21 protein-coding genes are annotated in these 25,671 nt (G+C 71.9%); 11 read left to right on the top strand and 10 right to left on the bottom strand.

Annotated features, from left to right (window positions below; translation table 11 throughout):
* Positions 1-13: 13 nt before the first annotated feature.
* Together glpK (DMB66_RS30310) and DMB66_RS30305 are read right to left on the bottom strand one after the other, a co-directional pair.
* Complete coding sequence (gene glpK / locus DMB66_RS30310; protein ID WP_125807530.1) at positions 14-1,543, bottom strand: glycerol kinase GlpK; 1,530 nt, start codon at positions 1,541-1,543, stop codon at positions 14-16.
* Positions 1,540-2,307 (bottom strand): IclR family transcriptional regulator, encoded by a 768-nt coding sequence (locus DMB66_RS30305; RefSeq protein ID WP_125807529.1) that lies wholly within the window; start codon positions 2,305-2,307, stop codon positions 1,540-1,542. Before DMB66_RS30305 ends, glpK (DMB66_RS30310) begins: the two co-directional genes overlap by 4 nt.
* A 125-nt stretch (positions 2,308-2,432) precedes the next feature.
* Between DMB66_RS30305 and glpK (DMB66_RS30300) the strand changes: the two genes are divergently transcribed.
* The 4 genes from glpK (DMB66_RS30300) (at position 2,433) to DMB66_RS30285 (ending at position 6,991) form a co-directional block, all read left to right on the top strand.
* Complete coding sequence (gene glpK, locus DMB66_RS30300) at positions 2,433-3,950, top strand: glycerol kinase GlpK (protein WP_125807528.1); 1,518 nt, start codon at positions 2,433-2,435, stop codon at positions 3,948-3,950.
* A 52-nt stretch (positions 3,951-4,002) separates the two neighbouring features.
* Positions 4,003-5,727 (top strand): glycerol-3-phosphate dehydrogenase/oxidase, encoded by a 1,725-nt coding sequence (locus DMB66_RS30295; RefSeq protein ID WP_125807527.1) that lies wholly within the window; start codon positions 4,003-4,005, stop codon positions 5,725-5,727.
* Positions 5,728-5,856: 129 nt separating this feature from the next.
* Positions 5,857-6,582, top strand: a complete 726-nt coding sequence (gene araD, locus DMB66_RS30290) for an L-ribulose-5-phosphate 4-epimerase AraD (protein ID WP_125807526.1) — start codon at positions 5,857-5,859, stop codon at positions 6,580-6,582.
* Positions 6,583-6,628: 46 nt separating this feature from the next.
* Positions 6,629-6,991 (top strand): VOC family protein, encoded by a 363-nt coding sequence (locus tag DMB66_RS30285; RefSeq protein ID WP_125807525.1) that lies wholly within the window; start codon positions 6,629-6,631, stop codon positions 6,989-6,991.
* A 45-nt stretch (positions 6,992-7,036) separates the two neighbouring features.
* Here the strand turns inward: DMB66_RS30285 and DMB66_RS30280 are convergent, their stop codons facing one another.
* A complete protein-coding gene (locus DMB66_RS30280; RefSeq protein WP_158647413.1) occupies positions 7,037-7,630 on the bottom strand; it encodes a hypothetical protein in 594 nt (197 codons plus the stop codon).
* A gap of 124 nt (positions 7,631-7,754) precedes the next feature.
* Positions 7,755-8,246 (bottom strand): CAP domain-containing protein, encoded by a 492-nt coding sequence (locus tag DMB66_RS30275; RefSeq protein ID WP_233624942.1) that lies wholly within the window; start codon positions 8,244-8,246, stop codon positions 7,755-7,757.
* Between the two features lie 382 nt (positions 8,247-8,628).
* Between DMB66_RS30275 and DMB66_RS30270 the strand changes: the two genes are divergently transcribed.
* Complete coding sequence (locus tag DMB66_RS30270) at positions 8,629-11,877, top strand: AAA family ATPase (protein ID WP_125807523.1); 3,249 nt, start codon at positions 8,629-8,631, stop codon at positions 11,875-11,877.
* Between the two features lie 50 nt (positions 11,878-11,927).
* On the opposite strand, the gene DMB66_RS30265 is transcribed toward DMB66_RS30270, so the two are convergent.
* The gene (locus tag DMB66_RS30265; RefSeq protein WP_125807522.1) at positions 11,928-12,626 is read right to left on the bottom strand and encodes a response regulator transcription factor; all 699 of its coding nucleotides are present in this window, start codon (positions 12,624-12,626) and stop codon (positions 11,928-11,930) included.
* The gene (locus DMB66_RS30260; RefSeq protein WP_158647412.1) at positions 12,623-13,429 is read right to left on the bottom strand and encodes a sensor histidine kinase KdpD; all 807 of its coding nucleotides are present in this window, start codon (positions 13,427-13,429) and stop codon (positions 12,623-12,625) included. The genes DMB66_RS30265 and DMB66_RS30260 overlap by 4 nt, the downstream gene beginning before the upstream one ends.
* A 192-nt stretch (positions 13,430-13,621) precedes the next feature.
* On the opposite strand from DMB66_RS30260, the gene DMB66_RS30255 reads away from it, so the two are divergent.
* Genes DMB66_RS30255 through DMB66_RS30240 form a run of 4 tightly spaced genes read left to right on the top strand, consistent with a single transcriptional unit; the run spans position 13,622 to position 18,874 of the window.
* Entirely contained in the window at positions 13,622-14,689 is a 1,068-nt protein-coding gene (locus tag DMB66_RS30255; RefSeq protein ID WP_233624941.1) for an ABC transporter substrate-binding protein, read from the top strand.
* Positions 14,686-16,434: an iron ABC transporter permease gene (locus DMB66_RS30250; RefSeq protein ID WP_125807519.1), complete on the top strand. Its 1,749-nt coding sequence runs from the start codon at positions 14,686-14,688 to the stop codon at positions 16,432-16,434. Before DMB66_RS30255 ends, DMB66_RS30250 begins: the two co-directional genes overlap by 4 nt.
* Positions 16,431-17,579 (top strand): ABC transporter ATP-binding protein, encoded by a 1,149-nt coding sequence (locus tag DMB66_RS30245; protein ID WP_125807518.1) that lies wholly within the window; start codon positions 16,431-16,433, stop codon positions 17,577-17,579. Before DMB66_RS30250 ends, DMB66_RS30245 begins: the two co-directional genes overlap by 4 nt.
* A 35-nt stretch (positions 17,580-17,614) precedes the next feature.
* On the top strand, positions 17,615-18,874 hold the full coding sequence (locus DMB66_RS30240) for a hypothetical protein (protein ID WP_158647411.1): 1,260 nt from the start codon (positions 17,615-17,617) through the stop codon (positions 18,872-18,874).
* A gap of 26 nt (positions 18,875-18,900) precedes the next feature.
* Here DMB66_RS30240 and DMB66_RS30235 read toward each other — a convergent pair whose 3' ends face one another.
* The 3 genes from DMB66_RS30235 to DMB66_RS30225 all read right to left on the bottom strand — a co-directional run bounded on the left by DMB66_RS30235 (position 18,901) and on the right by DMB66_RS30225 (position 21,520).
* Entirely contained in the window at positions 18,901-19,185 is a 285-nt protein-coding gene (locus tag DMB66_RS30235; RefSeq protein ID WP_125807516.1) for a hypothetical protein, read from the bottom strand.
* 537 nt (positions 19,186-19,722) lie between these two features.
* Positions 19,723-20,289 (bottom strand): hypothetical protein, encoded by a 567-nt coding sequence (locus DMB66_RS30230; protein ID WP_233624940.1) that lies wholly within the window; start codon positions 20,287-20,289, stop codon positions 19,723-19,725.
* A 145-nt stretch (positions 20,290-20,434) separates the two neighbouring features.
* Positions 20,435-21,520, bottom strand: coding sequence for an IS630 family transposase (locus tag DMB66_RS30225; protein ID WP_125807514.1), 1,086 nt, complete (start codon positions 21,518-21,520; stop codon positions 20,435-20,437).
* 424 nt (positions 21,521-21,944) lie between these two features.
* Between DMB66_RS30225 and DMB66_RS30220 the strand changes: the two genes are divergently transcribed.
* Positions 21,945-22,277, top strand: coding sequence for a TfoX/Sxy family protein (locus DMB66_RS30220; RefSeq protein ID WP_125807513.1), 333 nt, complete (start codon positions 21,945-21,947; stop codon positions 22,275-22,277).
* Positions 22,278-22,427: 150 nt separating this feature from the next.
* Here DMB66_RS30220 and DMB66_RS30215 read toward each other — a convergent pair whose 3' ends face one another.
* The gene (locus DMB66_RS30215) at positions 22,428-24,542 is read right to left on the bottom strand and encodes an alpha/beta hydrolase (RefSeq protein WP_125807512.1); all 2,115 of its coding nucleotides are present in this window, start codon (positions 24,540-24,542) and stop codon (positions 22,428-22,430) included.
* A gap of 72 nt (positions 24,543-24,614) precedes the next feature.
* Between DMB66_RS30215 and DMB66_RS30210 the strand changes: the two genes are divergently transcribed.
* A complete protein-coding gene (locus tag DMB66_RS30210; protein ID WP_199752693.1) occupies positions 24,615-25,664 on the top strand; it encodes a class I SAM-dependent methyltransferase in 1,050 nt (349 codons plus the stop codon).
* Positions 25,665-25,671 lie beyond the last annotated feature (7 nt).

Raw genomic sequence — 25,671 nt, 5'->3', positions numbered from 1 at the left:
CCTCGCCGGCCGGTCAATGCCGGATATCGGGCTCCGCCTCCGGCGTACGGATCCACCCCAGCGTGCGCTCGACCGCCGCCCGCCAGTTCTCGTGCTCCGCCGCGCGCCGGGCCGGGTCCAGCGCCGGGGTCCACTGTGCCGCCCGGTGCCAGTTGCGCCGCAGCCCCGCCACGTCCGGCCAGTAGCCCACCGCCAGCCCGGCCGCGTACGCCGCGCCCAGCGACACCGTCTCGGCCACCATCGGGCGGACCACCGGCACGTCCAGCACGTCCGCGATGAACTGCATCAGCAGGTTGTTCGACGTCATGCCGCCGTCGACGTTGAGCGAGCGCAGCGCCAGCCCGGAGTCGGCGTTCATCGCGTCCACCACCTCGCGGGTCTGCCAGCCGGTGGCCTCCAGCACCGCACGGGCCAGGTGTCCCCTGGTGACATAGCTGGTCAGTCCGGCGATCACACCGCGGGCGTCGCTGCGCCAGTGCGGGGCGAACAGGCCGGCGAACGCGGGGACGATGTAGCAGCCGCCGTTGTCGTCGACGGTGCGGGCCAGCGTCTCGATCTCGGGCGCGCTGGCGATCAGGCCGAGGCCGTCGCGGAACCACTGGACCAGCGAGCCGGTCACCGCGATCGAGCCCTCCAGGGCGTACGCGGCCGGTTCGCCGGCGATCTGGTACGCCACCGTGGTGAGCAGCCCGTGCCGGGAGCGCACCGGCGCCGTACCCGTGTTGAGCAGCAGGAAGCCGCCCGTACCGTAGGTGCACTTGGCCTCGCCGGGCGCGAAGCAGGTCTGCCCGAACAGGGCGGCCTGCTGGTCGCCCAGCGCGGCGCCGATCCGCACGCCGGGCAGCGCCGCCGTGGCTGTGGCGTAGACCTCGGCCGAGGGCCGGATCTCGGGCAGCATCGCCCGCGGCACCCCGAAGAACGCGAGCAGATCGTCGTGCCAGCGCAGCGTGCTCAGGTCCATGAGCATGGTGCGGCTGGCGTTGGTGACGTCGGTGACGTGCACGCCGCCGGCCGGGCCGCCGGTGAGGTTCCAGATCAGCCAGCTCTCCATCGTGCCGAACAGCACGTCGCCGCGCTCGGCACGCTCGCGCAGGCCCGGGGTGTCGTCGAGCATCCAGCGGATCCGCGGGGCGGAGAAGTAGCCGGCCAGGGGCAGCCCGCAGAGCTCCCGCACGGCGGCGGCCGCCGGCTCGCGGGCCAGGTCGGCGACCATCGCGGCGGTCCGGGTGTCCTGCCAGACGATCGCCGGCCGCACCGGGGCGCCGGTGTGCCGGTCCCAGAGCACCGTGGTCTCCCGCTGGTTGGCGATGCCGACGGCGGCCACCTGGGTGGCGGCGATGCCGGCCTCGGCGAGCGCCTGCGGGGCGAGCTTGCGCACGTTGCGCCAGATCTCGGCCGCGTCGTGCTCGACCCAGCCGGGCCGCGGGTACGACTGGTGGTGCTCGCGCTGGACCACCGACACCAGCCGGCCCTGCCGGTCGAAGACGATGCACCGGGTGCTGGTCGTACCCTGGTCGATCGCGACCACGTATGTCTCGGTCACGTGCCGGCCTTGGTCAGGTCGCGGGAGACCGCGCGGGCGATCTCGCGGACCAGGGCCACCAGCGCGGGCCGAGCCCGGCCCGCGCTGTCGCAGATCCGGTCGGTGGGACCGGAGACGCCGATGGCGCCGACCACCAGCCCGCCGTACGTGCGGATCGGCGCGGCGATGCCGGACTGCCCGGCCACCGACTCCTCGACGTCGGCGGCCCAGCCCTGGTCGCGGACCTCGGCGAGCGCCCGGCGCAGCGCCACACCCCGGCGCACCGTGCGCCGGGTGTACGCGGTCAGCGGCCCCGCCCCGGCCGCCCGCGCGCTGCCGGCGTCGTGGGCGAGCAGCACCTTGCCCAGGGCGGTGGCGTGCGCGGGCAGCAGCGCACCGGTCTCCAGCTCCTGCGGGGTGTCGTCGGGCCGGAACACGTGGTGCACCACCAGCACCTGGCCGTCGAGCAGCGTGCCGACCCGGACCGCCTGACCGCTGCGGGCGGCGAGCGGGTCGGCCCAGTTGATCACCCGCGAGCGCAGCTCGTTGCGGTCCATCGGCCGGGTGCCCGGCACCAGCACCGACGCGGTGAGCTGATAGCGCCCGGAGGCCGCGTCCTGCTGGACGAAGCCGACGTGCTGCAGGGTGCGCAGGATGCCGTGGGTGGTGGCCTTGGCCAGGCCCAGGGAGGCGGCGATCTCGCTCGCGCGCAGCCAGCCGGGCCCGGCGGCGAGCAGCCGGATGACGGCCGCCGCGCGCTGGATGGACTGGATCAGGCCGGGCACGACCGCGATGGTAGCCCGCCCGGTGCGCGAAAACGTTCGACATCGTCGAACCGGGCGCGTTGCCGCGGCCCGCCGGCCTGCCTACCGTCTCGATCAAACCTTCGGACGCGAAAGGGGCCAGGCCGGTGGCGGACTTCGTCGGCGCGGTGGATCAGGGCACCACGAGCACCCGGTTCATGATCTTCGATCGGTCGGGCGCCGAGGTTGGCCGGCACCAGCTGGAACACCGGCAGCTGATGCCCCGGGCCGGCTGGGTCGAGCACGACCCCGTGGAGATCATCCAGAACACCCGGACGGTGATCGGCACCGCGTTGTCGCGCGCCGGGCTGGTCGCGGTGGACCTGGCCGCGCTGGGCATCACCAACCAGCGCGAGACCACCGTGGTGTGGGACCGCCGGACCGGCCGGCCCTACTACAACGCGATCGTCTGGCAGGACACCCGGACCGACCGGATCGCGGCCGCGCTGCACCGCGACGGCCGCGCCGAGCTGATCCGCGAGCGCACCGGGCTGCCGCCGGCGCCGTACTTCTCCGGCGGCAAGCTGCAGTGGCTGCTGGAGAACGTCGACGGGCTGCGGGCCGCCGCCGAGCGCGGCGACGCGGCCTTCGGCACGATCGACACCTGGCTGCTGTGGCACCTCACCGGCGGCATCGACGGCGGCGCGCACGTCACCGACGTGACCAACGCCAGCCGCACCATGCTCATGGACCTGGAGTCGCTGGACTGGGACGACGAGCTGCTCGCGATCTTCGGCGTGCCGCGGGCCATGCTGCCCGCGATCCGGCCCTCCAGCGACCCGGCCGGCTACGGCGTCACCCGCGCCGACGGCCCGCTCGCCGGCGAGGTGCCGCTCACCGGCGCCCTCGGCGACCAGCAGGCGGCGACCGTCGGCCAGGTCTGCTTCGCGCCCGGCGAGGCCAAGAACACCTACGGTACGGGCAACTTCATGCTGCTCAACACGGGCACGGAGCCGGTGCGCTCGAAGCACGGGCTGCTCACCACGGTCTGCTACCGGTTCGGCGACCAGCCCCCGGTGTACGCCCTGGAGGGTGCGATCGCCGTCACCGGCGCCGCCGTCCAGTGGCTGCGCGACCAGCTCGGCATCATCACCGACGCGGCGCAGAGCGAGGAACTCGCCGCCCGGGTGCGCGACAACGGCGGCGTCTACTTCGTCCCGGCGTTCTCCGGGCTGTTCGCCCCCTACTGGCGCTCGGACGCCCGCGGCGCGATCGTCGGGCTCTCCCGGTACGACACCGGCGCGCACCTCGCCCGGGCCACCCTGGAGGCCATCTGCTACCAGAGCCGCGACGTCATCGAGGCGATGGAGCAGGACTCCGGCGTCCGGCTGGACGTGCTGAAGGTCGACGGCGGGGTGACGGCCAACGCGCTGTGCATGCAGTTGCAGGCCGACATTCTGGGCGTACCGGTGAGCCGTCCCGCGGTGGCCGAGACCACCGCGCTCGGCGCGGCCTACGCGGCCGGTCTCGCGGTCGGCTTCTGGTCCTCGACCGACGAGCTGCGCGCCAACTGGCGCGAGGCCCGGCGGTGGGTCCCGGGCTGGTCGGCGGAGCAGCGGACCGACGGGTACGCGGGCTGGCGGAAGGCCGTCCAGCGGACCCTCGACTGGGTCGACGTCGGATGAGCCGCACCACTGAGGAAAGGGCCGCATCCGGCCCCACAGAAGGGAATCGGTCATGAAAACCGGGACACTGTCTCCGCAGGCCCGCGCCCAGGCGATCGCGGCGCTGGCCGGCGGCGAGGAACTTGACGTGCTGGTGATCGGCGCGGGCGTGGTCGGCGCCGGCAGCGCCCTCGACGCCGTGACCAGAGGGCTGTCCGTCGGGCTGGTCGAGGCCCGCGACTTCGCCAGCGGCACCTCCAGCCGCTCCAGCAAGCTGATCCACGGCGGCCTGCGGTATCTGGAGATGCTCGACTTCGGACTGGTCCGCGAGGCCCTGCGGGAACGCGGCCTGCTGATCCAGCGCCTGGCCCCGCACCTGGTCCGCCCGGTGCCGTTCCTCTATCCGCTGCAGCACCGCGGCTGGGAGCGGGTGTACGCCGGCGCGGGCGTCGCCCTCTACGACACGATGGGCATCTCCGGCGGCAACGCCCGCGGCCTGCCCCGGCACCGGCACCTCGGCCGCCGCGCCGCCCTGCGGGTCGCCCCGGGGCTCAAGCCGGAAGCCCTGATCGGCGCGCTGCAGTACTACGACGCCCAGGTCGACGACGCCCGGCACACCATGTTCCTGGCCCGGACCGCGGCCGCGTACGGCGCGCACGTCGCGTCCCGTACCCGGGTCACCGGCTTCCTGCGCGAGGGTGAGCGGGTCACCGGGGTGACGGCGGTCGACCTCGAACACGACGTCCCGTTCGAGATCCGCGCCCGTCAGGTGATCAACGCGACCGGGGTGTGGACCGACGACACCCAGGCCCTGGTCGGCGAGCGCGGGCAGTTCCACGTGCGCGCCTCCAAGGGCGTGCACCTGGTCGTGCCGCGCGACCGCATCCACTCCAGCACCGGGCTGATCCTGCGGACCGCGAGCAGCGTGCTGTTCGTCATCCCGTGGGGCCGGCACTGGATCGTCGGCACCACCGACACCGACTGGGCGCTGGACAAGGCCCACCCGGCCGCGTCCAGCCGCGACATCGACTACCTGCTGACGGAGGTCAACAAGGTCCTGGTGACCCCGCTGACCCGCGAGGACGTGCAGGGTGTCTACGCCGGACTGCGCCCGCTGCTGTCCGGCGAGTCGGAGATGTCGTCGCAGCTGTCCCGCGAGCACACGGTCGGCAGCCCGGCCCCGGGCCTGGTCGTGGTGGCCGGCGGCAAGTACACGACGTACCGGGTGATGGCCCGCGACGCGGTCGACGCCGCGGCGCACGGCCTCGGCGACGGGGTGCCCGCCTCGTGCACGGAGAACGTGCCGCTGCTCGGCGCGGAGGGCTTCGCCGCGCTGTGGAACCAGCGCCGGGTGCTGGCTCGCGAGGCCGGCCTGCACGTGGCGCGGGTCGAGCACCTGCTGCGCCGGTACGGCACGCTGGTCGAGGAGGTGCTGGCGCTGGTCCGCCGGGACCCGTCGCTGGGCGAGCCGCTGGCCGGGGCGGGCGACTACCTGCGGGCGGAGATCGCGTACGCCGCCGCGCTGGAGGGCGCCCGGCACCTGGAGGACGTCATGACCCGGCGCACCCACATCTCCGTGCAGACCTTCGACCGCGGGGTGGCCGCCGCCCGGCCCGCCGCCGAACTGATGGCCGGGGTGCTGGGCTGGAGCCCGGAGCAGACCGACCGCGAGGTCGAGCACTACACGGCCCGGGTGCGGGCGGAACGGGCATCCCAGGAACAACCCGACGACGAGACCGCCGACGCCGCCCGGCTGGGCGCGCCGGAGGTCGTCCCCCTGGTCGGCCTGCCCGGCTGACCGGCGGGTTGTCCCCCGGTACGGCGCCCGCCGTGCCGGGGGCGGGAAGTCCGGGCTTTCATTGGACGCAACCTGATGTGAACGTTAACATCGGTTGCCCACCGCACACGGAGACCGAAGGATGACCGGATGACGAACGCCGACGACCAGGCCCTGCGCGACGCCGTGCTGCGGGCCAACCGGCTCATCCCGAAGGCCGGCCTGGCCGCGCTCACCTGGGGGAACGCCAGCGGCGTCGACCGCGCGGCGGGCATCTACCTGATCAAGCCGTCCGGCGTCGCCTACGACGACCTGACCGCCGACCTGCTCGTGCCGGTCGACCTCGAGTCCGGCCGCGTCGTGTCCGGCCGGCTCAAGCCGTCGGTGGACAGCGAGACCCACCGCGCCTTCTACCTGGCGTGGCCGTCGGTCGGCGGGATCACCCACACCCACTCCACCAACGCTGTCGCGTTCGCGCAGGCCCGCCGGGACGTGCCGGTCTTCGGCACGACGCACGCCGACACCTTCAGCGGCCCGGTCCGGGTGACCCGCGACCTGACCGCCGAGGAATGCGCCCACGAGTACGAGTTCAACACCGCCCGGGCGATCATCGAACTCATCGGCACCGACGCCGACGCGCAGGCCACCCCGGCGGCCCTCGCGGCGAACCACGGCCCGTTCACCTGGGGAAAGGACGCCGGCAAGTCGGTGGAGCACGCCATCATCTGCGAGGCCGTCGCCGAGATGGCCCTCAAGACGCTCGCCCTCAACCCGGCGGCCTCGGCCCCGCAGTGGCTGCTGGACCGGCACTTCACCCGCAAGCACGGCGCCGGCGCCTACTACGGCAACGACCTGAGCAAGGCGACCGGCGCCTGACCCCGGCCGCGCTGCACCTCGTCGCACCTGCCGCTAGCCTCGGGGGATGCGCGTCACCCGTATCACGGCCAACCTGCGCGTGCCCGAGGTCGCGGCGGCGAAGGACTTCTACAGCGGCTACCTCGGGCTGAGCACCGAGGAGTTCAACATGGGATGGGTGGCCCGATACACCTCTCCCGACACCGGGGCGCACGTCCAGCTCGTCACTCGCGACGCCACCGCACCGGAAGACTCGGTGATCTCCGTACACACCGATGACATCGAAGCCGCCTATGCGGAGGCTCAGCGGCTCGGCTACGAGATCGTGCACCCGATCACGACAGAGCCCTGGGGCGTGCGCCGCTTCTTCGTGCGCGCGCCGGACGGAAACGTCATCAACATCGTCCACCACCGGGAACGAGAGCGCTGAGGATCCGCTCTCAGCGCTCCCGTTCCCGTCTTCACGTCGGCGGGGTCAGACGCGGACGCGCAGCGCCTCCAGGCGCAGGGACTGCCCGACCGTACCGATGGTGGCGGTGGCGGAGCGCGGCACGCACTGCCACGGCTGCCAGCCGATGTTCTGCACGTGCCCCTGGGCGCACACGCCGGTGCGGGTGCTGAGCCGCAGCGCCTCCAGGCGCAGTGAGCGCCCGACGGTGCCGACCGTGATCTGCTCATTGTCGCGGCCGCAGCGCGTCCGCTGCCAGCCGAGATCCTGCACGTGCGCCTGGGCGCACACGCCACCGGTACGACTGGTGGAGATCGACAATGCCTCGAGGCGCAGCGACTGGCCGACGGTGCCGGCCAGCACGGGCCTACCGCCGCGCGAGCAGCGCCACCCCTGCCAGCCGATGTTCTGGATGTGCGCGTTGACGCAGACGGCGCCGCGGGGACGCGCCAGCTGAGACTTCGCCGCCTTGCTCAGCGCCGGGGCCTGGACGGCCGCCGCGGGAGCGGCCGGGTCGGACGGAGCCGCTCCGGCGGCCCCACCGAGGACGGGCAGGGAAAGTGCGGCGGCGACCAGGCCGGCCACCCCCGCCTTGCGGAAGAGTTTCGAGGATTTCGCCATGGTGAGGAGAGGCCGGCGGAGACAGGTCATGACGTCCCGCCGAGAAGAAACAGCCGCTTTCCCCCCGTTCGAGGGACGCGGCGATGCCCCGCGCCGGCCGGGCCGACGCGGGGCAGAAGCCTGCTCAGAAGCCGAAGACCTGCGTGTAGTACGGGGCGCCGACGGCGTTGCGGACGGCGCCGACCCCGACGGTCTTGGACTTGCAGTTGAGGATGTTGGCGCGGTGGCCGGGGCTCTTCATCCAGGCGTTGACGACCTCCGCGGCGGTGCGGTAGCCCCAGGCGATGTTCTCACCGGCGGGGCGGGCGAAGCCGGCGGCCCGGGCCCGGACCAGGAAGGTGGAGCCGGCGCGGCCGGTGTGCGAGAACGTGCCGGTCTGGGCCATCCAGGCGCTGTGGTCGACCGCGGCGGCGGTCAGCCGCACGTTGACGGTGACAGCGGCACAGCCGTGGGCGGTGCGCTGGGCGTTGGTGAGGCGGGTGACCTCGGTCTGCAGGCTCTGCTCCTGCACCGCCGCGGGGGCGGCTTCGGCCGGGGATGCGAACATCGAGACGCCGAAAGCGGCGGCGGGGGCGATGAGGGCGGCCAGGGCGAAACGGCGAAGCAGCGAGCGCAAGGAGGACCCTTTCGGAGAACGGCGCCTGGCTTGCTGCCAGGTTCACTGTTCCCTTCGGCCCTGCTCCGGGCGCGTTGATCGCAGCTTGGCTGCCTCCCGGTCGCCGTTCGGTTGCCGGCCTCCCCCCACGGGCGACCGCCTGGTGGCACGCGGTCACGGCAACCATCGGATAACTGCTGGTCAGCCGGATCACCGACACCACGGAACCACGATGACCGACGACGGAGCAGCGCTGTTTCGGCGATTGTCCCGGCGGCCACCGCCGAGCGATGAACAGCGTTATCCGGCATTGACCGTATTGCCGAGAATCGCGCCGGAAGCTGTCGGGAATCCGGCCGCCGGCGGCGATCCACCGGGCCGGTGATCCTCGTAGGCTGGCGGCGTGGCCACCCAGACGGCGGGCGCGGTGTGGCTGCGCCTGGCCGGTCCGTTCGCGATCCGCGCCGGCGGTGCCGCCGACGGCGTGCCCATGGTCGGCAGCCGCAAGGCGCGCACCCTGCTCAAGCTGCTCGCCGTGCACCGCGCCGGGCCGGTGCCGATGGACCGCGTCCTGGAGGTGCTCTGGGCCGGCAGCCCGCCGCGACGGGCCGCGGACAACGTCGCCACCCTGGTCAGCCGGCTGCGGTCGCGGTTCGGGGCGGAGATCGTCACCGGTGGCCGCGAGGGTTACCGGCTGGGCCGCCCGCCCGCCGTCCTGGTCGACCTGGATCTGGCCGCCGCCGATCTCGCCGCCGCGGCCCGGCACCTGGCCGCCGCCGAGCCCGGGCTGGCGGCCGCGGTGGCCGGCCGGGTGCTCGACCTGCTCGGCGGCGGGGAGGCGCTGCCGGAGGACCGGGACGCGGAGTGGGCCCGGCCCGCCCGCACCGAGACGGGCGAGCTGCTCCGGCGCACCCGGCAGCTGGCCGCCGAGGCCGCCCTGGCCAGTGCCGACGCCGAGACGGCGCGGGAGCTGGCGGTCGCGGCGATCGCGGCGGACGGCTACGACGAGGCCGCCTGCCGGCTGCTGATGCGCGCCGAGGCCGCCCTGGCCCAGCCGGCCCGGGCGCTGTCGGCCTACGAGCGGCTGCGGGTGGCACTGGCCGAGGAGTTCGGCACGGATCCGGCCCCGGAGACCCGAGCGGTCCACCTCGGCATCCTCCGCGAGGAGAAGCCGCCGACCACCCAGGCGGCCGGCCCGGCCACTTCCGGCCCGGCCGCCGTCACCACGGAATCGTCGCTGGCGGGCCGCGCCGCGGAGACCGCCCGCCTGGCCGGTGCCTGGCGGGACGCGGTCGCCGGCCGGCCGGCCCTGGTGCTGATCAGCGGGGAGGCCGGGATCGGCAAGACCCGGCTCGCCGGTGCGGCCGTCGACCTGGCCGGCCGCACCGGCGGGGTGGTGCTGTCGGTGCGCTGTTACGCCGCGGAGAGCTCGCTGTTCCTGCAGCCGTTCGTCGACGCGCTGGGCGCGCACGCCGCGCGGTCACCGGCCGCGCTGGTGCGCGCGCTGGCCGCGCCCGTGCTGGCGGAGCTGGTGCCGCAGGTCGGCGCCCTGCTCGGGGACTCGCCAGCGCCGGTGGTCGCGCCCGAACTCGCCCGGGGACGCGCCTACGAGGCGGTCAGCGGATATCTGTCCGGGATCGCCGCCCGGCAGCCGGCCCTGCTGCTGCTCGACGATCTGCACAATTCCGGCCTGGCCACCGTCGAGCTGCTGCACTACCTGGCCCGGCACGCCCGCGGCCGGCTGCTCATTCTTGCCACGGTACGGGCGGAGGAAGGTGCCGCCACCCTGCGGACCCTCGACGAGGTGGCGACCCGGCTGGAGCTCGGCCCCCTGCCCGCCGACGCCGTGACCAGCCTCGCCACCCGCGCCGGGCAGGCCCAGCTGGCCCCGCGGATCCTGCACCGGACCGGCGGGCACGCGCTGTTCGTGGTGGAGACGCTGCGGGCGCTGGCCGCCGGCGACGACGGGATCCCGGACTCCCTGCAGGCGGCGGTGCTCGCCCGGGTGGCCCGCACGGGCGCGGCGGTCGAGGAGCTGCTGCGCGCGGCGTCGACCCTGGACGCGACCATGGAGCCGGACCTGCTGGCCGGCCTGCTCGCGGTCCCGCCCGCCGAGGCCGTCCGACGCTGCGAGCAGGCGCTGACCGCCCGGCTGCTGGTGGTGGCCGGCCGGGCGTACGAGTTCGCCAACGATCTGATCCGCGAGGTGCTCTACACGACGACGCCCGCACCGGCCCGGGTGGCGTACCACCGGCGGGCGGCGGAGTTGCTCAGCGATCACCCGGAGCAGGTGGCCGCGCACGCCCGGGCTGCCGGTGACTGGGATCGCGCCGCCCGGGCGTTCCTGGTCGCCGGGGAGCAGGCCGGCCGCCGGTTCGCCGCGGCGGACGCCGAGGCGCTGCTGACCAGCGCCCTGGACGCGGCGCACCGGGCGGGCGCGCCGGAGGTGACCGGGCGCGCGTACCAGGCGCGGGGCCGGGTCCGGGAGGCGTTGGCCGCCTATCCGGCGGCGCTGGCCGACTTCCACGCGGCGGTGCGCACCGCCCGGCGGGTCGGTGACCGGCGGCTGGAGATGATCGGGCTGCGGGAACTCGGCGGGGACGTGCCGATCGCGCTCGGCCAGCCGATCGCCCGGTGCGTCGAGCATCTGCGGGGCGGTCTCGCCATCGCCGAGTCGCTGGCGGACCGCACCATGGAGGCCGACCTGCTGAGCCGGCTCGCGATCGTCTCCAGCAGCCGGCTCAAATTCTCCACGGCCCTCGGGTACGCCCAGCGCGCCGTCCAGACCACCAGGCCCGGCAACGACGAGCGGGCCCTGGCCGTGGCCCTGGACGGGGTGAAGACCAGCTGGGCCTACCTGGGTGAGATCGGCCGGCTGATCCCGGTGCTGGACGAGCTGGAACCGTTGCTGCACAAGCAGAACGACCTGTGGCGGCTGCAGTGGGCGCTGTTCGAGGGCGCGTTCCCGGCGATCGCCGCGGCCCGGTGGGGCGACGCGATCGACCGCATCGAGTCGGCCCGGGAGGTGAACCGGCGCAGCGGGTACGGCGCCTACGCCGGCTGGTTCGTCGGCAACCTGGGCTGGGTGCACCAGCTCCGCGGCGCGTACCGGCCGGCGATCGGGTACGGGCGCCAGGCGTACGCGCTGACCGGCGACGCGAACCACCCGTGGTGGCGGGTCGCCGCGTGCGCGCAGCTCGCGGGTTCGCTGCTGGCCGCCGGCGCGGACGCCGAGGCCGTGGCGCTGCTGGAGGAGGGTTGCGACCGCGGTGGCGGCGAGGGCGGCGCGGCCTACCTGGTGCGCTGCCTGGGCCCGCTCGCGGCGGTGACCGGTTCGCGCGCCCTGCTGGAGGAGGCGGACGGGCTGGTCGCCGGGATCGAGACGCCGCCGGGCAGCGCCTGGCTGTTCGGCGCTGACGCGTATCTGTCGGTCGGGCGCGGGTGGCTGCGGCACGGCGAGCCGGCCCGGGCCCGTACCGTGATCGCGCCCTTGCTGGCGGCCGCGGGCCGCGTCCGGTGGCGGCCCGTCCAGGTGCCGGCGTTGCTGCTCGACGCCGAGGCGGCGGCAGCGGCCGGCGCCGAGTCCGCGCCGCAGGCCGCCGCGGCCGAGCGGCTGGCCCGCCGGTTCGGCCTCACCCACCTGCTGGGCTGACCCGCCGGTCGCGCGCACGGTCCCGGATGGGCGTCGGCATCGGGACGGCGCTACGGCGACGGGACGTCCGGCATGAGGTAGCCGACGCCGCGCAGGGTGCACAGATAGTTGCTTCCGCCCGGCAGCGCGGCCAGCCGGGAGCGGAGCCTGTACACCGTGGACTTCACCACGTCGCGGCCGCCGAGCAGGTCCGGCGTTCCCCAGACCGTGCGCAGCAGGTCCTGCCAGGACTGCGGGACGCCCCGCCGGCTGGCCAGGTGCAGCAACAGTTTGAACTCGGTGAAGGGCAGGTCGATGCGCTGGCCGCCCAGTGTCACGCTCTGGGTGGCGGGGTCGATCACCAGCTGCCCGACGGTGATCAGGCCCGGGTGGTCACGCCGCCGGCGGACCAGTGCCTGCGCGCGCAACGCCACCTCGCGGGGATGGAACGGCTTGATGACGTAGTCGTCGGCGCCGTGCTCCAGTCCGGCGATCACGTCCTGCTGCTGACCGAGCGCGCTGAGCAGCAGGACCGGCGTATCGGAGCGGGCCCGGATGAGCTGGCACAGCGTCAGCCCGCTCATGGTCGGCATCAGGATGTCGAGGATGGCGAGGTCGACCCGGCGGGTCTTCAGCAGGTGCAGCGCGGTGGCTCCGTCCGACGCCGTGAGCACGTCGAAGCCCTGGGTCCGGAGCGCGAACTCGACGATGATCACCATCTGCGGCTCGTCGTCGACCACCAGCGCGGTGGGCCGGGGCGGGGCGCTCATGACCCGCTCGGCAGGGTCAGCAGGAACGTCGTCCCCCGGGTCGACGCGGTGTGCACAAGGATCTCGCCGCCGTGCAGCTCGATGATGATCTTGGTGATCACCAGGCCGAGGCCGGTCCCGTCGAGCAGCGGCCGGCCGGTGGCGAAGCGCTGGAAGAGCCTTTCCCGCTCGGTCCGGGTCATCCCCGCCCCGTCATCGGTGACGTAGACGGCCACCCCGGAGTCCACCACCATCACCCGGACGTCGATGCTGCCGCCGGTGGTGGTGAAGCGGCTGGCGTTGGACAGCAGGTTGGTCATCGCCTGGGTCAGCAGCATCGGGTCGGCCAGGATGCGCGGCATCACCTGCGGGGTGTCCAGAGTGATCCGCTGGTCGCGCTGCTCGCACAGGGACCGCATGGCGGCGGTGACATCGCGCACGATCACCGCCACATCGGTCTTCTCCGGACGCGGGGTGAACAAGCCGGCCTCGATCTTCGCCTGCAGCAGCAGACTCTCGCAGAGGCTGATCACCTGCGTCGACTGGTTGTCCACCACCTGGAGAAACTTCTCCTGCGCCCCGGTGAGCGGGCCGGGCGTGCCTTCGCGGAGCAGGTCGACCGCGCCCTTGATCATGCTCAGCGGGGTGCGCAGCTCGTGGCTGAGCGCATTGACCTGGTCGGCACGGCTCTGCACCATCAGCTCCAGCGCGGCCAGCTCGGCTCGCATCCGGCCGGCGCCGCGGCGCAGCACCAGCGCGGTCCCGGCGGCCCCGCCGAGGGCACCGATCACCGCGATGGCCAGTCCCCACCAGGCGCTCGTCACCGCGCTTCCCCTGTCGCAGTTCCAGGGCGTCCATGGTCTCATTCCCGCGGCCCCGCCGGGGCGCCCGGTTGGTGACAGGACTGTCACCCGCACTCACGAGAGTGTCACCGTGGCGGCGCTCACGCGCTCATAGCCTGACCGCAGCACCGCATCGCATCGTAGCGATCCGCCATCGCCAAGGAGGTCGAGTCCGTGAAGGCACCACGCACGCGTCGTCTCGCGACGCTAACGGTCACGCTCATGCTCGCCGGAGTCGCCGTGCCGGCCTGCACCAAGCAGAACGCCGGCGGTGACAACAGCGCCGGCGACGCCACCATCGTGCACGTGGTCTGCGGCGCCACCGAGGACTGGTGCGCGGCGACCACCAAGACGTTCACCGAGACCACCGGGGTGCGGGCCGACGTGGTCCGGCTGTCCAGCGGCGAAGCGCTGGCCCGGATCAAGGCCGGCAAGAGCAGCCCCGAGTTCGACGTCTGGTACGGCGGACCCGCCGACGGCTACGCCGCGGCGGGTGTCGACGGCCTGCTCGATCCCTACGTCTCCGCCGGCGCCGCGGCGATCCCGACCCAGTACAAGGATCCGGCCGGCCTCTGGACCGGCGTCTACGTCGGCGCGCTCGGCTTCTGCAGCAACAGCCAGATCCTCGCCGAGAAGGGCGTGCCGGTGCCGCAGTCGTGGGCCGACCTGCTCAACCCGAAGCTGGCCAAGGAGATCGGGATGGCACACCCCTCCACCTCCGGCACCGCCTACACGGCGCTGTGGACCCAGGTCCAGCTCGCCGGCGGCGACCAGAGCAAGGCCCTGGGCTACATGCGCGAGCTGCACCCGAACGTGTTGCAGTACACCAAGTCCGGCGCGGCGCCGGCGCAGATGGCCGCCCGGGGCGAGGTCGCGGTCGGGGTCATCTTCTCGCACGACTGCGTGGCGACCATCGAGGCCGGCTTCCCGGATCTGCGGGTGAGCTTCCCGGCCGAGGGCACCGGCTACGAGACCGGCGGCGTCGCCCTGGTCAAGGGCGCGAAGAACCCGGTCAGCGGCAAGAAGTTCGTCGACTGGGCGCTGACCCCGGCGGCCCAGGAGATCGGCCCGTCGGTCAAGGCCTACCAGTTCCCCACCCATCCCGACGCCAAGGTTTCCGACAAGGTGGTCAAGCTGTCGACCATCACCATGGTGGACTACGACGCGACGGCCGCCGGTCGGGCGAAGACGGCCCTGAACAAGCGGTTCGACGCCGAGGTCACCCAGGCGCCGAAGTCATGACGACGCTGCTGCCCGACCAGGGACGTTCCGCTCCGCCGCCGGTGCCCACCGGCCGCCGGCGGCGCCGGGGCGACCTGGGGATCCGGTCGCTGATCGCCGCCAGCGTGCTGCTGGTGGCGCTCGGCGCGGCCGTTCCGCTCATCGCGGTCCTGGCCACCGCCTTCGCGCCGGATGCGCTGCCGCGCTACGCGGAATTCTTCACCTCACCCGTCGACCTGGCCATCCTGCGCAACACGCTCGTGCTCGGCCTGCTGGTCGGCACCGGCGGTACGGCACTGGGCTTCCTGTTCGCCTTCGTGCAGGCCCGGCTCGACGTCCCGGGCAAGCGGATCCTGCACGTGATCGCCATGATGCCGATCGTCAGCCCGCCGTTCGCGGTGGCGACGGCGACCGTGGTGCTCTACGGGCGCCGCGGCGCCATCAGCAACGGCGTGTTCGGGTTGGAGTACGACATCTACGGCCTGGACGGGCTGGTGTTCGTCCTCTCGCTGTCCCTGTTCCCGGTGGCCTACCTGGGCCTGCTCGGCATGTTGCGCGGCCTCGACCCGGCGGTGGAGGAGGCGGCCATGAACATGGGCGCCAGCCGGTGGCACATTCTCCGTACGGTGATTCTGCCGTTGCTGGCGCCCGGCCTGGTGGCCCCGTTCCTCCTGCTGTTCGTCGAGGCGATCGCCGACCTGGCCAACCCGCTGGTGCTCGGCGGCGACTACACGGTCCTGGCCAGCCGCGCCTATCTCGCGGTCACCGGCGAGTACGACCTGACCAGCGCCTCGGTCTACTGCGTGATCCTGCTGGTGCCGTCGCTGGCGTTGTACTTCGGGCAGCGGTGGTGGCTCAACCGCAAGGTGCGCACCACGATCACCGGCCGGCCGTCGGGCAGCGTGCACCTGCTCACCGGCTGGGGCCGCTGGCCGATCTACGGGCTCGCGCTGCTGGTCGCCGCGGTGATCGTCAGTCTGTACGGCACCGTGATCGCCGGATCGGTGACCAGGGTCTTCGGCGTGGACAACACGGTCACCCTCGACTACCTGCGGGAGGTCCTGGCCGGCCCCGGCGTGGAGGCGGTCCTGGACACCCTGCTGTTCGCCGCCATCGCCACCCCGATCGCCGGCGCGGCCGGCCTGGTGGTGGCCTGGCTGGTCGTCAGGCACCTGCGGCACACCGCCTGGCTGCTGGACCTGGGCGGCACGCTGGGCGTCGCGGTTCCCGGCACCGTCCTGGGCATCGGCTTCGTCCTGGCCTACCGCCCGGACCGGTACGTCGGCGACGTCATGGTGTTTCCCAGCCTCGTCGGCGGCAGCGCGCTGGCCGCGGGCGCGGTCGTGATCGTGCTGGCCTACGTGATCCGCAGTGTGCCGGCCGGACAGCGCACGGCGGTCGGGGCGCTGACCCAGCTGCATCCGTACATCGAGGAGGCGTCCACCGACCTGGGCGCCAGCCCGCTGCAGACCTTCCGCCGGGTGACGTTGCCGCTGATCCGCCCGGCCCTGCTCACCGGGCTGAGCTACAGCTTCGCCCGCAGCATGACCTCCGTGTCGACCATCGTGCTGCTGGTCACCCCGGATACGAAGATCATCACCGCCCAGGTGATGAGCGCCGCCAGCACCGGCCGGTACGGGGTGGCGTTCGCCTACTGCGCCGTGCTCACCGCCATCGTGCTCGCCGGCTTCCTGCTCATCCGCGTCATCGTCGGCGCGGGAGCCTCGCTGCAGCGCACCGCCACGTCCGGAAGGCAGAAGAGATGACCCCAGCAGCGCACACCGGGGCACCGGTCGTCGAGCCGGGCGCCGCCCCGCACCCGGAGAACGGCGCCGGGCATCTGCGACTGGACGGGCTCACCAAGCAGTTCCGCGGCCGCACCGGGACGGTGACCGCGGTCGACCGGGTCGACCTCGACGTGCTGCCGGGAGAGTTCATCACGTTGCTCGGGCCGTCCGGCTGCGGCAAGACGACCACCTTGCGGATGGTCGCCGGCTTCGAGGAAGCGACCGGTGGCCGCATCGAGCTCGACGGCAGGGCCATCGATCATCTTCCGCCCCAGCGGCGGCCGATGGCCATGGTGTTCCAGAGCTACGCGCTGTTCCCGCACCTGACAGTGGCCGAGAACATCGCCTACGGTCTGCGCCTGCAGCGCGCGCACCGGGGCAAGGACGAGATCGCGACCGCGATGCGGATGGCGGTGACCAGCATGAACCTCGTAGGGCTGGAGGAACGCAGCCCGCACGAGCTCTCCGGCGGCCAGCAGCAACGCGTAGCGCTGGCCCGGGCCCTGGTGGTGCAGCCGAAGGTGCTGCTCTTCGACGAGCCGCTGTCGAATCTGGACGCCAAGCTCCGCACCGCGATGCGGGCGGAGATCCGCCGGATCCAGAAGATGTTCGGCATCACCAGCATCTACGTCACCCACGACCAGGACGAGGCGATGAGCATGTCGGACCGGATCGTGGTGATGAACAAGGCCAAGGTGGAGCAGGTGGCCAGCCCCGGGGAGATCTACGCCCGGCCGGCCAGCGTGTTCGTGGCCGACTTCATCGGCCAGGCCAACTTCCTGGCGGCCGCGCCCGAGCGCATCGTCGCCGGGAGGGCCACCCTCACCGTGCTGGGCCGGCAGGTCACCGTCGCCGCCCATCCGCGGACCATCGCCGGGACGGGCGGCGCCTACCTGATGGTCCGGCCCGAGAACGTCCGGCTGACCCCGGTCACCGGCGGCGGCAACGGCACGGTGTTGCGCTCGACATTCCACGGCCCGAGCCTCGACTACGAGATCGAGACGAGGGCGGGGACGATCGCGGCCACCGACCAGGGCGGGGACCCGCGCGACGCACTGGCCGAGGGAACGGCGGTCGAACTCACCTTCGACTCCGACCGCGCCTACCTGCTCCCCGGGGACTGAGCCCACCGGCGGCGGAAACCCCAGGCCCGTTGGGCGTGACGTCGCCGGCGGGCGGGTTCGCCGCGCGCCTGCCAGACCACACCCATCCCGCCACGGCCGAGCTGGCTCATCAGACGGTAGCGTCCGGCGATCACCCGGGCTGCGACTATGGGGACGACGATACGGACGGGGGCAACGGCATGGCGGCGCAGGTGTTGTTTGAGGGACACGCGCATGTGCACTACCGCTTCATCGATGTGCGCGGCATCGACGACGAGCCGCGCGGCGACTTTGCCGCTCAGCGGCGCGGGCAGCGAAACGGCCTGTGCGGTGCGGAGGTGCCGGGACAGCTGCACATGGTGACGGGCCTGCACACCGGAGATGTGGGCTTCCGCATCGAGCTCCACACGAAAGAGCCACCGCTCGGTGCCCGCTGGGAGGAGGCCGTCGAGGTCTCCTTCCGCACCACCACCGCCGAAATGGGACTGCACGCCTTCGATGACAGCTATGAGTTCAGCCTGCCACCCGGTGACTACCGAGTCCGCTATTGCGCGCGCGGCATGCAGCAGGGCGAGGAGGAGGACACCCTCAGCGGTGAGCAGCCGATCGACTTCTACCTGCTCCAGTTCTGGCCGTCACGCCCACCAGCACCGGACCGCATCCTGAGGCAGACCAGCAACGCTGCGGCCTACTGGCACCGCCAGGACCGCGATATCGAAATCCCGCCGGACGAGCGCCTGGTCGAGGAGCGGCGCATCGCCGCCGAGCAGGAACAATACGACCGGACACGGTTCGGAGACCGAGTACCCAACGACCGGCTCCGCGATGCCGAGACCTACATCCCCAGCTTCCGGGCCCTCGACGACGACCTGATGTGGGCGTTGGGCGGCGCCGACGACGAACTGCATCGAGCCGTCGCGCGATGGGCGGCGCTTCGCGCTCTGAGTATCGCCGAGCTCACCGCCAACCCGATGGTCGCACCAACGGTGTCCGCGCTACAGCAAGGAGAGCACCCGCCGGCACCATTCGACGAGCAGGTGCCCGACTACTCAGCCTACAAGGATCACATCCCCGATGGCGTCGGTGTCCCCAGGCTGCCATGGACCTGCGAGCCCGGCGACGACAGACCGCAAGAACGCTCGGTAGCGGCGCTATATGCCGTGACCGCGACGAACAACAGCGACTCCCTCAGCGCGGCACTCAACGCCGTACAGCACACCGCAGCCGCGTACGGCGCCGATCAGTACACCCAGTTCCTCACCGACTTATGGGGCGCCTTCCCGCAATTACGCCTCGGGAACCAGGCCAGCGGGTAATCCCGGACTGGTCGAGGCGGCCGAGGTCACGGCCTGTGGAGCACGGTGACGAAACCATCGATCCACAGGTCCTCGTCGAGGGAGTACCGGTCGATGAGAAAGCAGTCCGGTTCCTCGTGAAATCCGGGGAGTGATCGCGCCCGGACCATGCGATCCTCGGCCTTCTCCCTCGTGGAGTAGGCACCAAGGATCTTTGCGTCGTCGCCCGCTGTCTCGTCCCAGTCCAGTTCGCCATCTTCGTCGCGATGCCGAGTCGGGCGTCCACCGGCAAAGGGTGCGTGTCTGACGTGCCACAGCAGGAAGACGTCCACGAGTCGAAAGTACGGTCCGGAAGCGCCGCGAGCGACATAGTCTGCCAGAATCTGTCCGCCTTCATGGCTGCAGCCGGCCTCGACAGCTACGGTGCGTTCTGGGATCCTCGCCCCCGAGGAGGACGGGTCGAGATGCGGGCGACTGCTTGGAACAACGGATCACACCGTTCGACGGGGGCTGGATATGGCATTCGCGTATCACCCAAAGATCGGGATTCGCATTTTTCGCCCGATTGGAGCCATGTCATTGTCGATCTTATGGACTTCGGACGCGTCGTGATCCCGTTGTCCGAATCCTTCTGGGCAAGATGCACTGAGCTCCGGAGCGCTGACGTCGGCCGCTGGCTGCTCAGCCAGCGGCTAGCGCCCTGGCCGAAGAGCAGCCCGCCCTCCCTTTCGCTTACGCATCTCGAAGGAAACGCCTTCCGTCTATCGAGGTCGGATCGGCGCTGAAGACGACGACCTCATCTCTGCCGCGACAAACGCGCGGGTCGGTGTGGGCGCGGCCCCGTCGTTCCTGGGACGCCGCGGTCGCGGCTACCCGCGCGCTGGTAGATCTTCGATGATGTCGCCGCTGCTGCTGATGGCGTTGACGAAGTGGCGGAAGACCGGCCACGGAACCAGCCATGATCCCTGCGCGCGCATCATGACCTGGGCAGCTGCGGCAGGAGCGAACGACCCACCAACTGGTTGCAGGTCAGGGATACGGACTTCGAGGTACTCGTTGTTCGAGTTCGCGCTGTTGGTCTCGTAGATCTCGTAACACCAGCAGTCGTGGTCGCAGCGATAGTACGAGTTGACCTCGAAGGACCGGCCGGCGAAGCGCCACGTGTTGCACGACAGGGACAGATCCCCAACGACTTCGCCCAGTTCGTCGTCGACGATGTCACCGGAGGAGTCGACCGACTGCAGGAAACGGGAAAGCACGGGCCACGGCAGGTTGCCCTCCTCCAGGACGACCCGAGCGTGGGTCGAGCCCTTTGGCGTGAACGGCCCGTCATCCGGGGTGGCGTCCGGAATCAACACGATGAGGCTCATCCTGCCGCGGTCGCGGGCAGCCGGCGTCATCTCGTACGCCCAGGCATCGTCCGGCAGCAGGTACATCGAGTTCATCTGGTAGGTCTCGTCGGCGTGGACCCAGCATTCCATCCGGGCAGGATGGCATAGCTCCGAACGCGTACGCCCTCGATTTACCTTGGCTCTTCGGTGGTCGGAGACCGACTTCTCAGGTAGCACAGCCAGCCGACAACTAGTGTCGCGTGTCTGAAGTCTTTTTCGGGTTGGCTTTGGTGAGGATCTGGTCGGCGGTCTTGGTCCAGCGGAACGGTTCGCAGCGCTGGTTGTAGGCGTCGATGAACGCGCGGATCGCGCCGATCAGGTCGGGCACGCTGGCGAAGGTGCCGCGGCGGATGGCCTGGCGGGTGATGATCCCGAAGAAGACTTCGACCATGTTCATCCAGGAGGCGCTGGTCGGGGTGAAGTGCATGGTGATGCGTGGGTGTTTGGCCAGCCAGGCTTTGACGTTCGGGTGGTTGTGGGTGCCGTAGTTGTCGCACACGACGTGCAGCTTCACCCTCGGGTGGGCTTTGGCGACTTGTTTGAGGAAGGCGAGGAACTCGCCGTTGCGATGCCGTTGGTAGCAGGCGTCCGCGGTGATCTTCCCGGTCGCGACTTCGAGGGCGGCGAACAGCGTGGTGGTGCCGTGTCGGCGGTAGTCGTGGGTGCGGCGCTCGGCCTGGTCGAACCGCATCGGCAGCAGAGGCGCGGTCCGGTCCAGGGCTTGAATCTGGCTCTTTTCGTCGATGCAGACCACGACCGCATTCGCCGGTGGGTCGAGGTAGAGGCCGACGACGTCGCGGATCTTCGCTTCGAGGTGGGGGTCGGTGGAGAACTTGAATGTCTCCGCGCGATGTGGTTGCAGGCCCCAGTCTCGCCAGATCCGGGCCACTTCGGCGAAGCTGACCGGCAACCCCGCCTTGGTCAGGTGATCGGCGAGGAGTCGGGCGGACCAGTGCGTCACGGCTACATCATCGGGTGGTGGGTTCAGCGTGTGGGTGATGATCGCCGCCTCGTCGATCACCGGCGGGCGACCCGAACGAGGCAGATCAACCAGAGCGTCGATGCCACCAGCGTCGTAGCGGTTACGCCACGCCAGGACCGTCGGCGTGGACACCCCGACCTGCCGGCCGATCGCCGCGTTCGCCGTCCCGTCCGCGGCCAGCAACACGATCCTCGCTCGCTGCACCAATCCTGCCGGCGCCGTCGATGAACGGGTCAACTCCCGCAGACGAGCACCATCACCAGGACGAAGAACCAGCGCGGCAGCGACAGACATACCTCATTGTCCCGCACCCACACCACAAAACAACTTCAGACACGCGACACTAGGGCCCGGCGGCCGGTCGCCGATTCCTTCGCCGATCCTTCGCCTGAATGAGCATCGAGTAGGCATACGGATCTGCCGCTTGGTCGCCCACACCGAGACAAACTGCCGCCCGGTGCTCGCGGTGAGCTTCGGGACCAAAGGAAACAAATAGTTGTCCAGGTCGTGGTAGGTGAGCAGCGGTACGTTATTCGGTAGGCCGATGTCGGGCCGCGGCTCACCCTGGATTCGTCCATCGTCGTTGCAGCTCCCCGAATGCTCATACCCGAACGGTTCTTCGGTAGCCGGTCCGGCGATCGGACAGAGACCCGGGCGGTGAGATCAGGTCGCGCAAGGAAGCAACACCGTGCCGCCAAGCGGTGGGACACTACCCGTCGTGGCTTACGACGAGGACCTCGCCAACAGCATCCGGGAGATCGTGCAGGGCGAACCGGGTCTGACGGAGAAGCGGATGTTCGGCGGGTTGGCGTTCCTGATCAACGGCAACATGGCGGTGAGTGCCAGCGGCCAGGGCGGCATGCTGCTGCGGGTCGATCCGGCGGATACCCCGACCCTGATCGGGCGTCCCGAGGCCAGCCGGTTCGAGATGCGCGGACGGGAAATGGACGGCTGGCTCCGCATCGACGCGACCGAGCTGGCTGCGAAGCGCCAGCTGGAATCGTGGGTTGCCCGGGGCGTGCGCTACGCCCGATCACTACCGGCCAAGTGACGCCGACCCCAACGACATCCGCTCATACCGTGGTCAAGGCGCAGCGGGCGCTTGGGGCGTCGTGACGCTGTGCGGACCTGACCGGGTCTGGACCAGGAGCCACCTGACCACAGGCGATCGGAGCGGCTGCCGGTGAGGCGGGGTTCGTTGTCAGATCAGCTCGGCCAGCCGGTTCGCCGCCCGGACGGCGCCGTCGTGCGTGACCGGCCGGTACCGCACGGTCCGGCCGATCTCCTCGGCGATGGCCCGGGCGAGCTGTTCCGGGCCGGTGTCGGCGAAGGCGACCCGGCGTCCGGCGCCGTAGCGGGCGAGCCGGTGCGGCACGTGCAGTTGCTGCTCGAAGTGGTTCTCCAGCGGCACGTAGAGGAACGGGCGGCCGGCGGCGGTCAGCTCCATGGTGGTGCTCAGCCCGCCCTGCACCACCGCCAGGTCGGCCGCGGCCAGGTAGCGGTGCAGCTCCGGCAGGTAGGAGTGCACGTCGACGCCGGGCGGCGCGGCCAGGGCGCCCGGGTCGATGCGCGGCCCGGCGACCACGACCATGCGCAGGCCGGGCACCTGCCGGGCCGCCGACGGGTACGCCGCCAGGGCCCGGCGCAGCAGATGGACGCCGACTGCGGTGCCGCCGACCGCGACGAGACACACCCGCTCCTGCGGCCCCCAGCCGAACTCGGCCCGCGCCGCCTGCCGGTCGGCGAGGTCGGCGGGCGGGAAGCCGGTGACGTAGCCGGTGAAGTCGTAGTGCCGGGCCGTCCAGTCGGCGATGGCGGGCAGGCCGGGGCCGAACAGCCCCGCCAGCACGTCCTCCGGGTCGCCGACGAACAGCGCGCGGTCGCGTACCCGGGGAAAGCGCTCGATGTGCTCGATCATCTCCGCGTTGGCGTCGGCGGTCAGGGCGGCCTCGGCCGGCCCGCCGGCGGCCATCGGCAGCCAGCCGACGAAGTCGGTCAGCCAGGCGTACGCGGCGCGCTTCAGCTCCGGATTCTCGTGCAGGAAGCGGTCGACATCCCAGGCCTCGTCGCCGACCCAGAGGTCGTAGCGGCGTTCCTCGGCGAGGTCCGCGAAGACCATGAAGTTGGCCGCGAGGATCTCGTCCATCCGCCGGATCGCCTGGAAGGCGTGCAGGTCGTGCCCGTGCGCCTCGGCCTCCACGTGCCGCGACTCCGAGGCCAGCCAGCGCGACGCCGGATGGACCCGCTCGCCGCGCGCCGCCAGCAGCGCGGTGACCGGATGTTGCGCCAGCCAGTCGACCCGCACGCCGGGGCGCAGCCGGCGCAGCTCCGCCACGATGGCCAGGTCGCGGCGGGCGTGCCCGAGCCCGATCGGTGAGGACAGGTAGAGCACCCGGCGCGGCTGGTCCAGGGCGCGGGACCAGCGCAGCGGCGGCTGCGGCGAGGGCGGGCCGCACTCGTCGACGAAGCCTCGCAGCCACCGGTTGACCGGCACCGGGTGCCGTGCGGGCGGCAGGTGCCCGGCGCCGGCCATCCGGATCAGCCGCCCGCCGGTCAGTTCCGCGAACCGCTCACCCACGCCGACGGGTACGCAGCGGTCGTTCTCGCCGTGGATGACCAGCACCGGGCAGCGCAGCCCGCGCAGCAGCGCCTCGGTCGCCGGCAGCCCGGGCACCGAGGCCGGCGCCTCCTCGCCCGCGATCAGCGCCTCCGGACCGGTCTCCAGCGCCCAGCCGACGCACTCCTCGAACTGCCTGGTGGAGTGCGGCTCGGACAGCAGCATCGCGAAGAACCACTCCACGAACGCGCGGTAGTCGCGGCGCCAGAAGTGCCGGTTGAACTGCTGCCAGCCCTCGTAGCGTTCCCGCACCGCCTCGAAGTCGACCACCGCGCGCTCCGGCGGCGGCGGGGCGAGGCCGAGCACCCGCGGTGCGATCGCGACCAGGCCGGTGAAGCGTTCGGGATGCTCCGCCGCGGCGATCGCGGCCCGCCACCCGCCCCGGCTCAGCCCGGCGACCACCGCGCGGTCGGCACCGGCCGCGTCGAGCGCCGCGACGAGATCCATGGCGTGCGCCCGGTCGGTGTACGCCGCCGGGTCGGTCGGCCGGTCGGAACGTCCGTTGCCCCGCGGGTCGACGGTGATGACCCGGAAGTACCGGGCCAGGTAGGCGACCTGGAGCTTCCAGATCCGCGAGTCCACGACCAGCCAGCCCGGTGCGAGCAGGACGGTGCGGTCGCCCTCGCCGTAGACCGCGTAGCCGACCTTGACACCGTCATGGTTGACGTAACCCTCGGCGTCGGGTTCCCGTGCTCTCATCGCGCCACCCTCTCCCCCGCCATTGCAGCCCGGTTGCAACGGTGGCGCAACGCCCACCGGCACGGTGGCGGGATGGCTATCAACGAAGACAAGCTGAACGAGTTCATCAACAAGTTCGTCGGCGACCTGGGCGCCACCGTCGCCGCCGGCAACGTCGTGATCGGTCACCGCCTCGGCTACTACAAGGCGCTGGCCGAGGCCCCGGCAACCCCCGGCGAGCTGGCCGCGAGGACCGAGACCGATCCGCGGTACGTCGCCGAGTGGCTGCGTGGCCAGGCGGCCGGCGGCTACGTCGACCACGACGGCGACCGCTACACCCTGAGCGAGGAGCAGGCGTTCGCGCTGGCGAACCCCGACGGCCCGCTGTACATGCCGGGTGCCTTCCTGCTCGCCCTCGGCGCCCTGCGGGCCGAGCCCCGGATCACCGCGGCCTTCCGCAGCGGCGCCGGGCTGGCCTGGGACGCCCACGACGCCGACGTCTTCGTCGGCTGCGAGCAATTCTTCCGCCCCGGCTACATCGGCAACCTCGTCCCGAGCTGGATCCCGGCGCTGGACGGCGTCGAGGCGAAGCTGCGGGCCGGCGCGAAGATCGCCGACGTGGGCTGCGGCCTGGGCGCGTCCTCGGTGCTGATGGCCAAGGCGTACCCGAAGTCGACCGTGCACGCCTCCGACTACCACCAGGGCTCGATCGATCTGGCGCACAAGCGCGCGGCGGACGCCGGGGTCGCCGACCGGGTCAGCTTCGAGGCGGCCGGCGCCCAGCAGTTCGGCGGCGAGCGCTACGACCTGGTGACCACCTTCGACTGCCTGCACGACATGGGCGACCCGCTGGGCGCGGCCCGGCACATCCTGGGCGCCCTGGCCCCGGAGGGCACCTGGATGATCGTCGAGCCGGCCGCCGGCGACACGGTCGAGGACAACATGAACCCGGTCGGGCGGGTCTACTACTCGTTCTCCACGTTCCTGTGCGTACCGAACGCGATGTCCCAGCCGGGCGGCTACGCCCTGGGCGCCCAGGCGGGCGAGGCGGCCATCCGGCAACTGGTGACCGACGCGGGCTTCACCCGCTTCCGGCGGGCGAGCGAGACACCCTTCAACAACGTGTACGAGGCGCGCCGCTGAGGGTGGC

The sequence above is a fragment of the Actinoplanes sp. ATCC 53533 genome, assembly GCF_003947245.1.
Note: the sequence above shows the minus strand (reverse complement) of the source record. Positions and strands in the feature narration are given on the sequence as shown.